8 protein-coding genes and 1 tRNA gene are annotated in these 12,308 nt (G+C 52.0%); 1 reads left to right on the top strand and 8 read right to left on the bottom strand.

Translation table 11 applies throughout. The features are described from left to right. Positions 1-73 precede the first annotated feature (73 nt). On the top strand, positions 74-4,030 hold the full coding sequence (locus FJY67_08850; protein ID MBM3329559.1) for a T9SS type A sorting domain-containing protein: 3,957 nt from the start codon (positions 74-76) through the stop codon (positions 4,028-4,030). A gap of 294 nt (positions 4,031-4,324) precedes the next feature. Here the strand turns inward: FJY67_08850 and FJY67_08845 are convergent. From FJY67_08845 to FJY67_08810, 8 genes are all read right to left on the bottom strand, one after another. Beyond that, a tRNA-Met gene (locus FJY67_08845) sits at positions 4,325-4,398 on the bottom strand. 90 nt (positions 4,399-4,488) lie between these two features. Then, positions 4,489-5,646, bottom strand: coding sequence for a hypothetical protein (locus FJY67_08840; GenBank protein ID MBM3329558.1), 1,158 nt, complete (start codon positions 5,644-5,646; stop codon positions 4,489-4,491). 14 nt (positions 5,647-5,660) lie between these two features. Next, positions 5,661-7,481 carry a HAMP domain-containing protein gene (locus FJY67_08835; GenBank protein ID MBM3329557.1) on the bottom strand — a complete coding sequence of 607 codons (1,821 nt, stop codon included), beginning with the start codon at positions 7,479-7,481 and terminating at the stop codon, positions 5,661-5,663. A gap of 19 nt (positions 7,482-7,500) precedes the next feature. Further along, complete coding sequence (locus FJY67_08830) at positions 7,501-8,172, bottom strand: hypothetical protein (protein MBM3329556.1); 672 nt, start codon at positions 8,170-8,172, stop codon at positions 7,501-7,503. Positions 8,173-8,399: 227 nt separating this feature from the next. After that, positions 8,400-10,016 (bottom strand): CTP synthase, encoded by a 1,617-nt coding sequence (locus FJY67_08825; protein MBM3329555.1) that lies wholly within the window; start codon positions 10,014-10,016, stop codon positions 8,400-8,402. 90 nt (positions 10,017-10,106) lie between these two features. Beyond that, positions 10,107-10,997 (bottom strand): hypothetical protein, encoded by an 891-nt coding sequence (locus tag FJY67_08820; GenBank protein MBM3329554.1) that lies wholly within the window; start codon positions 10,995-10,997, stop codon positions 10,107-10,109. Between the two features lie 42 nt (positions 10,998-11,039). Further along, on the bottom strand, positions 11,040-11,747 hold the full coding sequence (locus tag FJY67_08815; GenBank protein ID MBM3329553.1) for a hypothetical protein: 708 nt from the start codon (positions 11,745-11,747) through the stop codon (positions 11,040-11,042). Between the two features lie 179 nt (positions 11,748-11,926). Then, entirely contained in the window at positions 11,927-12,163 is a 237-nt protein-coding gene (locus FJY67_08810; protein MBM3329552.1) for a DUF2283 domain-containing protein, read from the bottom strand. Positions 12,164-12,308 lie beyond the last annotated feature (145 nt).

The raw sequence follows: 12,308 nt of genomic DNA, 5'->3' as shown, positions 1-12,308 counted from the left end.
CGCTGTAAAAGTGCCCCTTTTGGTTCTCACACAACGCTCGAAAACGGCATAAAGTCTATTTTGAAAATTAGAAATGAGAATAGCAGATCAAAATAGACCCATTTTCAACAGACTCACCGTTTGGGAAAGAGATGACGATGAACCAGATGAGTTTCCTGCTGATATGCATGTCGTTTGGCGTAATGCCGGCGGAGGTCCAGAAAACTGCACTGAATGGGGTGGCGAAGATCCAACTGGAAACGGTGAATGGGCTGATCCTGCGGGTGCACTTCACAATTTGTATGCTGATCCAATAATTGCAGATCCTTATTTTACAGATAATGGCCGTGGTGTATGGGACGAACGTCCTGTTCTTGCCACAGATGGTGGTGGAAATGACGATGACCGTGTACGAGATCCAAACCTCGACTATGTTCCTCTACATCTCGGGAATAATGCGTTCAATTCTCTCGACTTCCACTTTCTGCAGGGATCACCGAGTATTAATCATGGAGATGCGAATGACAATCGGTGCATGGATCCGGACAATTCGCTCGGAAACAACGGGATGTATGGCGGAATCGGCGGCGCTCATTTCGATGCAGACAACTTGGCGGAGAAGAGAGCATTTCATACCCAGTACCTGACCGCCTTAAATGCCAACAGTAGCGTCGGTTCGTATTGTATCATCCCAGACGGCGCTGAGATTTCAACTGACATTCTTCGTGATACTTACTTGGTCGAAGGTGATTTCTCTATAGGAGCGGAAGAGCAGGTAACAATAGAAAGCGGTGTCGATTTCGGTGCGGCTCAACCAGATGTTGACTTAGGTCTCGGGAGCCGATTGACAATCAACAGTGCAATGGACAATATCCAGAACATTACTGGTCAAGGTTCCGTTATCTTTGATGCCAATATTTCCATCGCTGGTATGAATCTTGCCAACAACCCTGACAATAATCCTGCACATAAGTTCACGGTCTTGGTTGATAATGATCGAGCTCTCACAGTGTTAGGAAACATAAGTTTGGGTGGCGGCTATGGACTGAAACTCGAAGAGGGAGCCCAATTTCTTCTCGTAAATGGAGCCGATGTCAATGTTGGCGCAGCTGGTGCAGCCGCAAGCAGTTTCAAGGCAGCCTTGCATTCCGGAGACCGAACATATGTAGGTAGTGGCGAAGGAGGCGAGGCCGGCGATTGGGGCACAATGACGCTAACGAACTGCGATTCAGTTTACTTCATTCGTTGTGATGTTATGCACGGAGGCGCGGGCGGGGATCCGATGATCGCTATCAACGATTGCCATTTGAGTGTTCAAACCTCAGAATTCCTGCAATCCTTAGGCGATGCTATCCGAATAAATTCATGGCGTAACAGTGAGATTCGCAAATGTACTTTCCATGACATTGCCAATGGAATTAGGATTGGAAATGGGGCGGGAACTTCAATGAAGATCCACAACAACTTCATTTACAACACGAATGGTAATGATGTGGATCATGGCATTGGTCTGATCAGTCGCGACCAGACGGAGGATGTATGGATATACAATAATTTCATATTCAACACAGGTAGTCATGGACTTTTGCTCGGAGAGCAAAGCGCTTCCGACATTATCTACAATACTGTGCACAATCCTGGAAGGCATTGCATTTTTGTCGAAGGTGGCGGATCTGGTGCCGAGCAGGTTTATAATAATGTCTTCAGTTTATGGGATGCTGGATTTAGAGCAGTGGCTTTTGCACAAGCCCAGCAAGCACCTGCTGATAGGGTTGATTACAATATATATTGTGATACTGAACTTCAATACTATGAGGATGGACAGCAAGCAGGAGAAGGTCTATATACTCAAAATGTCCGCTTTACCAATGGCGGACCACAGCAAGTCGCATATCAAAGATCCGAAGACGGAGGGAATAATCCTGATTACAACTCGTGGGGTGAAAATGGCCAAAAGGATGATATCGCATGTGTCATTTGGTCTGAAACAACGCCGGCGGCAGAAGACATAGATTTTCATCTATATGAGGGTGAGTATTGGCCTGATAATTTTGGCGGATTACCTTGTTTTGTTAATCAAGGAAAGCAGGCCGAGTGGTGGACAGGCGGTGAATGGGACGATCTTTGGGAAAGGGTATGGGAACCTTTGCCAAACGGTGCCGGGCGAAGAGGCGGTAGAGGATACTGGTATAATGAGGCTGTTTCCGGACTTCCTGATATGGGTGCATATTGCGGACCATGGTCAAACACGAGTAGTTGGGCAGGTACTCCCGTGGAGCCCGATCTATTCTTTCTTCCTTGGAATGATCCATTTATACTTGTCGATCGGCCTATTTGGCGTTGGGAAGGCAATTCACCTGTGCATGAGTATGTGCGTCTTACCGGAGACCTTGCAATAGATCCCGGAGTTGATTTAGTAATACCCGCCGGATTGCAGATTTCTGTGCCAACGGGCGCAGGCATCTACATGAATGGAGGCACACTAACAATAAATGGAACATATGATGAAATGGTAACCATTGCCTGCGTTGAGAAGGGGCAGTATTTTAACGGATTTAGTATCTTAAATGGAGTCTACGCAGGCAATGTTGATATTACATATTGCGATGTTGTCGGTGCAAGTTATGGCCTCTATGCATCGGGAGTCCAGAGTACATCAGATCGCATGGATCTCATAGATTGCTACTTTGACTCTTGCAAAACAGCGGTCTATTCCAATAACTCTCGCTTGTATTTAAAGAATACAACGATCACGAATAGCCACGATCCCTCACTGCTTGGAAGGGGGATCTATCTTACAAATACAACCGCTGGCCAAGTGCTAATTGAGAACTGTGACATCACCGCCAATGGAAAGGATGCCACCGTTCAAAGTGCCGGCGTATTCCTCTCCTCAGCAAATCCAGAGATCGTTCGTAGTCGGATTTATGGCAATTCTGGTGCAGGCGTATATGCCTATGCTTCATCACCTGACTTGAATACGTATGACTTCGTCGGTGCTACGACAAGGCATAACGATATCTATGGCAACGGCACAGGCACGCAAGGTGGCGGTTCACCAAATGGGTCGGAGATCTATTTGGTCGGATTATCAAGCCCCGACGTCCGTTACAACAATATCCATGAATTCGACCTCGGTCCAAATGGGTATTCCATTTACATGGATGACTTCAATCTCGTATGGCTAAACGCCTGGCAAAACTGGTGGGGAACATCGTCGCCCAATCTCTACGAGAGTCAATTGTTCCATTATGGAACTGGATCTTACATACTGTACTCGCCATGGGAGAACTCGGCCATCATCGACAATGCGGATGACTACGAGCTTGCAATGGCCTATTGGGATCAGGACGAATTCGATCAAGCCGCTGAATTGTTCGAATCAACTGCCTACGATACCGGGGCAATCGGGATCAATTCGATCTGTTATTTGGCCGGATGCGTTAGTCAAATCGAAGACCAAGATTTCGAGGGCCTGAGAGGATTCCTTCAGAATGTAGCCGATGATCATGACGATTTGCGAGTCGCCCGCATGGCCAGACGATATGCCACCCATTGCCTGACACTCGAGGGGAATTATAACTCTGCATTGGAAGAGTATGCTGATGCCCGCGATCATGCGGAATCTTTGCAGGATTCCATTCAGGCAGCACTCGATTGGTTGGCAGTCTATGAATTAGCAAATGGCAATCACATCGACGCAACCGGAGACGATATCCCGAATCAGATGAATCGTTTGTTTGGCTTGTTGGATAGAGAAAAAAGCGACATATCCAACACAATCCCGACAGAAATTACACTTGGCAACGCTTATCCGAATCCGTTTAATAATAGAGTCAATTTCCAATATGGCCTGCCGGCATCGAGTCGAGTACGGATATCCGTTCACGATGTTCAGGGCCGCGAGGTCGCAACCCTAATCAACGAGATGAAGGAAGCAGGAAGATACTCCATCAGCTGGTCAGCTGAAACGATTGGGTCGGGCGTTTACTTCTGCAGGCTGCAGGCGGGCGACAAAATCTCTGTCGTTAAGATGACTCTCATCAGGTAGTTGACGCGATAGTTTTCGTGGGAAACGGGACACTTCACTGAAGATGTCCCGTTTTCTTTCTCTGTTGCGTCCGTTATGGCAACAATAATAGGCGTGAAAATGAACTCCCTGTCAACGGCTTCCAGCGCTTCAGCGAGCGTATTCTCGCACTCATTACAACTATACTAAGTCTCCAATCACACTATACTTCGTGTCTTCTTTTCTATCCTAATCGGGGTATATAAATCCTGCACTCTCGACAGTGCAATTAATGCAGAAGACCGAGCTTTTCGACCCGGTCTTCTTTATCACCTGTAGCGGGGGCAGGATTTGAACCTGCGACCTTTGGGTTATGAGCCCAACGAGCTACCGGACTGCTCCACCCCGCGATAGATGCCTCAATATAGACAGCCGGAACGCTCGAGTCAAGATCGAGACGCTCCCTGTCGCGACGGTCATAAAGAAACCACCTACACCGGTCAGAAGGTGACTATCGTCTGCAGTGCAAGCAGGTTGACCGGGGACCAGCGATCATCTTTGAAGTCGGTCAACTGATAGTCAAGTCGAACCATGGTCGAACGCGACGGACGCCAGCCCAACGCCGCTTCATAACGCAAGAAGTCGAAGCCCCACGTTGCCTTGGGCCCCAAGCCATCGTTCGTGGTCGATATCTTGTCGAAGACTAACTGATCGACGCGCGCCGCCATGAACCACCCGGGGCGGAAGTTCCATCGTCCTTCAAGATAACCACCGGTTGCACTAACCTCATTCTCATAGACATAAGCCGCTTCCCAAGTCGATCTCAAGACCTCGCCGTAGAACTCCCAATGATCGAACAAGTGCTCAACGTAGAAGCCCTCAGCCGTCTGCTGATAGGCAATCACCCGTTCCGGCAGGACCGTCGCTGCTTCCGGTTCGACATAGGGTCCCTGCGACCACGACACGCCGGAGCGGAAGCCCGGTCCGAAGGCAGCCCCGAGTCGGTAAATTTGCTGGAAGCCCTTGTTGTTCTGAGCGCTCATATTCGAGAGCGTCGATGTTGTAACAGCCGCTGTTGCATCGATCATACCGCGTCGCCAAAGGAACGCCAAGCCGTTCTCCCAACAGGCGTCGTAAGCAAGTGGCAAGCCGTTGTTGACGCGGTTGCGGCCGCTCATTAGCGAGGCATTGCTCGATTGCCCGAACCGTTGAAGCGGGGTACTATAGTGCCATATTACTGGAACTCCGATAAGGCCGCTCTGATTGTAATAGGTCGAGCGGTGGCTGAAGTTTCCGAAGGGCGACGGTATCGCCCCGAACTTGATCGTCAACCCGCCGAAATAACGACCCGCCTGCAAATAGGCGCCTTGAATACGAGGCGCAGCCTTGCTATCCCAAAGCATCTCAATGTAGTAACTGAGATGCTCGTCTGCACGGCCGGTCAGGAAGGTTCTAATGCGGTAGAAGTTGAAGGGATCGTCCTGCCGTATGTTACGGTTGATCGCTGTCAACTTGTCAAGCACCCGGGCCGTAACCATGATGTCGCCGGCGATCTGCAGATTGTCACTGCCGAGGACGCCATAGTCGGCAATCGCCGGTCGGAAGTCGATCAGGATCGGCGCTAGAATACTGAAGATGCTTAGTGCTCTTATTCTCATTATGATTGTATTCACTAAATTGAATTCTCGGACGCCGTCCCGGTTTGGGGTACAATTTGCCCTTGAGGGTGCAATTTAGATCCCGGCAGGCGGATAGTGAAATTGGTGCCTTCGCCCTTGATGCTTTCAACCGAGATTTCACCGCCATGCTCGCGGACGACTTTCTGCGCAACCGCGAGTCCAAGTCCGGTGCCCTCCTTTTTGCCGTAAGTCACAAAGGGCTCGAAGATCGTTCCGATGACTTCCAGTGGAATCCCGGGACCGTTGTCGCGTATGCCGATTTCGCACCACTCACGATGGCACTCGGAACGCAGTTCGATGCGCCCGCCGTCGCCGACAGCCTGGATGGCGTTCCGGATGATATTCTCGACACCGCGCTGCAATCGTCGAGCATCGATCACCACTTCCCCATCCCAGCCATACTCGGTAACGAATTTGATCTGTCGTATCTGACACTCACGCTCGAAGGTGATCCTCAGTTCGTCGAGAAAGTCTGTCAAACGGATCGGTTCGGGGCTAAGCCGGCCTTCTCCCCGGGCGAAGTCGAGCAGTTCGTTGATCATACCGATCATACGGTCGATCTGTTTGGTTAGTTTTTCCTTGTGAAGTTCGCGCTCGTCGGCGGGAAAGCCCGGCATCGTTAAGAGATCGAGGTACCCATAAATCGCCGAAATAGGCTGACGAAAGTCGTGGATGATCGACGAAGCCATGCGGCCAATAGTGGAAAGTCGTTCACTTTGGATCAGGTCTTCCCGGGCTTTGCGCAATGAGATGCGCAGACTGTCGAGGGCATTAGCCAGTGCTCCGATCTCATCGTTGTTATCTGGTTTGATGGGAGTGTCGAGGTCGCCGTCACCGAGCCGTTCCGACGAGCGCACCAACCTCTGAATCGGACGCGTGATGCGTCTTGCAATGAAGTAAGCCGCAGTTAGCGAAGCTAAGACGGCTCCTATACCAACCAGTAGGAGCGCGTTCTGAATCATCCGGTAATGCTGATTCTCTATTTCCATCGACCGAAAGGCTACGCCAAGGGCCACAATCTGACCTGTAATGTCAGCCAGAGCAAAGCCGCCACCACCGAATTCTTCACCGGCAACGTCGAACCGAATATGCGGTGCCGACTTTAAGGTATCCACTCCGATAGGAACAACCGGCATTGACTCGGAAACAAGATCCTTTTTGCTCGCCTGAACCAGTGCGGACTGGATCAAGGTTCTACGCTCACTGGAAACCGAACTTGCGGAGAGGCGCTCGCCGCTGATGAGCGCTGTTTCCAGACCGGAGAGTTGGAAGAACTGCTCGTCTAAAATCCGGCTAAAGTCCACTCCCAAGAGTAGGACCCCGACCTCAATGTCACTGCTAAGAATTGGAGCCGCAGCAACTTGGAAGAGCCGGCCTTCACGTAACCAAATGTCACCCGATGAATAACCAGAGAGCGCGTCCCGCACCACAGGCAGTTCGCGTAGTGTGTCACCCCATAACCGGGGTCGATCTACTCGCGCCATGACGACACCATCCCGGTCAAGCAGCCAGAAGTAGTCGGTCCAGTAGTTGGCATAGAGTTCATCGAGCGCGAGAGTTATAGTGGCGCGGTCGGCGGTTGAGATACTCGCCTTTAGTCGCGGGTCTTGAGCGACGTTAGTAGCAAGTCCGGTCAGGTTGTCGAAACTTAGTCGAAGGAACCGGTCAACGCGCTGATGCACAACGGCGAACTCGTCACGCTGACGCTCGATAGCGTGCTGTCTAAATTGCACATTTACAACAATAATCGCCACTCCGATGAGAATCGCACTCATCGCAGCAAAGACCATAAAAAGCCGCGCCCTGAAAGTCAAGGTTGTTTATCTCTGCTGATTAGCGATAATCGAAGTTGACTTTCACCTCACCTTCGGCAGGAACCGTTACCGACTGGCTGCGTTCGCCAAGCCGTTCGTGCCAGGCCATAAGTCTGTAGTCTCCAGCCGGAACGTCGGACAGCCGGAACTTTCCATCTACTTTCACTCCCACATAATAGGAATTGGGCATCACATAGATCACCCCACTCATTGTCGCGTGCATATCGCAAAAGACTGACACCACCCCGATCTTGTCGAAAGTCAGGTCTCGAAAACGTCCTTTGGGATAGCGCCCAAGGTCGAAGCGCTTGGCAGGACTAAGACTGAAAAGATTGTGATAGATGCTGTCGGAGTTGGTAAAGCGCACCGTCGTCCCGACTTGAATGGGGAGAAGATGCGGTACGATGGTAAGTTTCTTTTGATCGACTACAGGATAATCGCGGGGCGGGGGTGCTGGAATCAAATTGATATGCCGGTCGATGCATACGACTGCAATGAATTCATCAGCGGAGCCTTCCGAAATTCCTGCTGCGGCGCCGTATCGTGCCCGGGCATAGGGCGATAACGGAACAGATCCGTGCGTCGCTATCGCCGGCAGGATGACTTCCCCGGTGATCTCACCGGCTCGTGAAAGGGTCGGGAATAGCATATGCATGACCAGGGCGAGGCCTGACAAGATGTGCAAACGCAATGACTCTCCTGAAAATTGAAATGGCGATTAAGCAAGGATGGTCAAGATGGCAGGCTCCGCCCTACAAGTTGCTACGAATCCTGGACACTTCTGTTGGAAAAGTGATGACATGTTGGCAGGGATGAAGAGTTGTTCGATATCAGCGAATCAACTTGAGTCCTCGTGTCAACTATCGGATAGATGCCTATTTAAATCCGTGAATATCCAAGAAGTTGCATTGAGATAGGTCACCCCTCGCGTGCTGCCTTCACAAACTCACGGAAGAGCGGATGCGCTTTGGTGAAACGGCTCTTTAGTTCGGGATGAAACTGACACCCAACAAACCAGGGATGTCCCGGAAGTTCGATCATCTCCACTAACTGATGATCGGGTGAGAGCCCCCCGAAAACCAGCCCTGCCTCCTCCAGGTCCTCGCGATAGTCGTTGTTCACCTCATAACGGTGGCGATGCCGTTCGCTAACTATTTCCGAACCGTAGATGTGATGCGCTTTCGTCCCGGGCAGGCAGTGGCAGGGCTGGGCGCCGAGTCGCATGGTGCCGCCCTTGCGCCGCAATTTGCGCTGCTCGGGCAAAAGATCTATCACCGGGTGACGGGTCTTATCGTTAAATTCCGACGAATTGGCGTCTTTCCAGCCAACCACATTGCGGGCAAACTCAATCACCGCACACTGCATTCCCAAGCAGATACCCAAAAACGGGATGTCATTCTCGCGAACAAATCGGATTGCGGCGATCTTCCCTTCGATGCCCCGATCGCCGAAGCCGCCCGGAATAAGCAAACCGACGATATTCTTCAAGTGTTCTCCGACGTTGGCATCAGTAACCTTCTCGGAGTCGAGCCAATCGAGGTGAACACGAACATCGTTCTCACCACCGGCATGAACAAATGACTCAATGATCGACTTGTAGGCATCGTGCAAGCCAGTGTATTTACCGCATATGGCAACGCGCACCGATTTTTGGGGCTTATGTATTCTGCTAAGCGTCAAGCTCCAGGAGTTCATGTCAGGCGCCAGGCCATCAAGCCCTAGCCGGCGCGCTACAATTTGGTCCAATTGCTGTGCCTGAAGATTTAATGGAACCTCATAAATGCTCTCGACATCGCGCGCTTCGATCACAGCATCGCTCCGCACACTGCAAAATAGTCCGATCTTGCGTTTCATATCTGACGGTATCTCCTGATGCGTCCGGCAAAGAAGGATATCGGGTTGAATTCCTATCTCGCGCAACTTTTGCACCGAGTGTTGGGTCGGCTTGGTCTTCATTTCGCCTGAGGATTCGAGGTAGGGAATCAGTGTCAGATGGACATAGCAGCAGTTGCGCGGGCCAAGTTCAAGCCCCAGTTGGCGGATTGCTTCGAGGAAAGGCAGACCTTCGATATCCCCGACGGTGCCACCGATCTCAAGCAGAACGACGTCCCAGCCCTTGCCGGATGAGGCCACAGCCTTGATCCGGCGCTTTATCTCATCGGTGATGTGGGGGATAACCTGAACCGTCCCGCCGAGGTAGTCGCCGGCGCGCTCGCGATTGATGACCGTCTCGTAGATCTGGCCGGTGGTGGCGTTATTGAGGCGGCTCATCGAGATATCGAGGAACCGCTCATAGTGCCCCAAATCGAGGTCGGTCTCGGCCCCGTCGTCGGTTACATAGACTTCGCCGTGCTGGAACGGATTCATCGTCCCCGGATCGACGTTGATGTAAGGGTCGAGTTTCATTATGGTGACGCGGAGGCCGCGGCTCTTCAGGAGCGCGCCAAGCGACGCCGCGGCAATCCCCTTTCCAAGCGACGATACTACGCCGCCGGTAAAGAAGACGAACTTGGTGCGGGACTTGGGAGAGGACAAGGAAGGGGTCTCGATCAGTGATTTGGAAAAACGACTTTCGGGACAGAAGTATCAGCGGAGTTGAATCCTATCGCTCAGGCACTGTGAAATTCACCCTCCCGCTGCGAAGAACCGGCCCAGCCCGTTCAAGCCGGCCCAAGCCAGAAAACTCCCGATCACAAGGATCGCCATCAAGAGCGCTTTGGTCAGGTCGGCGCCTTTGAGGGTACCTAATAGTTGCGGGTCCTTCGAGAGATAAGCGGATGCCGCGAAGAATTCCTCGCCGATCAAGGTATAGTCGCAAGCCGCCACAAAGAACGGCAATTGATGGACATTTGCCGTCCCGGCAATCTGGATCGCTCCGGTCGCAAAACCAACTTCCGAGATGATCAACGACTCGGCAAAGAAGGCTCCCAGGAAGAAGTTCGCCATCGGTTTCTCGCGGTTCATTATCCCGGTGACGCCAGCGGTAAACGCGAACTGCTCACTCGAGAGATAGCGAATGTTGTCGCGGATAAATGCGTCGGGGCGGCCGGCTCTGAGGCATCCCTCCTTGACTGACTCTTCGGCAAGCGGCACCAGGAAGGGCTGGTTCAGCGGCACGATCACCGGCACATCGAAGGTCGCGGTCCGTTTCGAGATGTCGGTCAGGATTACCATAGAGGCGATAGTCTGAATGTTATCGACATCCATAATGCCGGGGATGTAAAGCACCGGACGGCCCATTTCAGTGGCACGACCGATCGCTTCGTCGGCAGCCTCAAGCCCGGCGATGCGGCGGATAAAGAGATACCGGCCGCGTCGCGTTTCGCGCATGAAGAAGAGCACCGATCCGAAGAAGATCGCTACGACCATGAGCGTATTGGCTCGTTGTGGGTTGAAAAGGCGCGTATCGGGCGTTGCGCTGCTGCCAACCGCCTCTTGAGCCACTGCCAATCCTACATCAATAAAGGAAAGCAGGATGGCAAGTCCACCCCCCTTGACTGTATCGCTGGCTTTCAAAGTAGTATCTTCATTCTACACTCTGAATTCTTCATTCTGCACTCAAAACACGCTCTCGATCCACCGGCCCATGAAGTTCATTCGCCCGATCAAGAGGCTGATGCGCGCCATCACCGTGTAGCCAAACGCCGCTCCGAACGCTACCATCAAGACCCATATCCCAACCCGTGCGGTACCTCCGAACCAGCCTTTATGCTCTTTTGAGAAGAAGAAATAGACGAGCGCGGTCAGGACGCCGCCGACGATGACCAGATTGGTGATCGTCGCGCCGAGGCTGAAGCCGTCCGCTCCGACGACAACCAACGGTATAAGTGTTGCCCGAATCTGCGCTATGAAGTCGCTCTGGAGGTAGCGGGTCAGGTTCGTCCCGGCCGAGAAGCCGATGATGAACGCCATCGGCCAGCGCGAAATCCACGACGCCCTGGGTAACAGGCGGGTCAGCATCATCAGACCCAGAATGAGCGGCACAAGCCGACCCCACCGCTGCCACCATTCGAGGGCGTGGAGGTTGTCGATCACCACCTTAGCCTCGTTCGGGTTGGCAGCGAACCAGCCCATCGACGGCGGATAGAGGTAGGCGATCAGGTTCGGGATGAACGTTGTCCAGAAGGCGACGACCATCCAGTAAGCCGCGGAGACGCCTACGAAGAGGTGCTCGGCGAACTTGTAATAGGGGTTGTCCTTGTAGAGGAAACTGAAGATCATCAGCGTCAACAACCCGCCGACCCATAAGGTGATAGTTTCAGCCATTGCAAATGACTAATGAATGATGAGTAATGGAATGTAACATATCAATTCGGCGCTGGCAGCAGCCGGGGTGTAGCAAAATTATCGTCACATCGTCACGCGAAAGGATTATCCTTTAGCAGTGCCTTTAAATACCCTGTGACGGAAGGGTGACGGAATGGTGAATGTGCATGGAGATCCTTTCAAGGCAACTCCAACTTAGCCTTGGCGCCGCTGGCTTCGTTGACTACGACGAACTCGCCTCCGGGAAAGCCGCTGATTTGCTCATTAGCGTTGAGAAACTCTATGCCATAGAGCGTGCCATCCGGCGCGAGGTCAATGTTGACAGCGTCGCTCACTTTGATCGTCTCCACCTCGCCGGAAGATTCCTTAAGGCGGAGGTAAGCGACATTAAATTTGGGGTCGTAGGTGAGGAACATGGGATTAGAAATATTTGACTATGATGGTAATGACAACCAGGTATCATTTTCGAAGAACCTGCCCTACAGAGCAGGCGTTTGCGCGAGTTAATCCCTTGTCCGATCAGTGGTTGAGACTTTCAATAATCCGGTGTCGTCGAAGCCA

The sequence above is a fragment of the Calditrichota bacterium genome, from assembly GCA_016867835.1.
Lineage (GTDB): Bacteria > Electryoneota > AABM5-125-24 > Hatepunaeales > Hatepunaeaceae > VGIQ01.
Note: the sequence above shows the minus strand (reverse complement) of the source record. Positions and strands in the feature narration are given on the sequence as shown.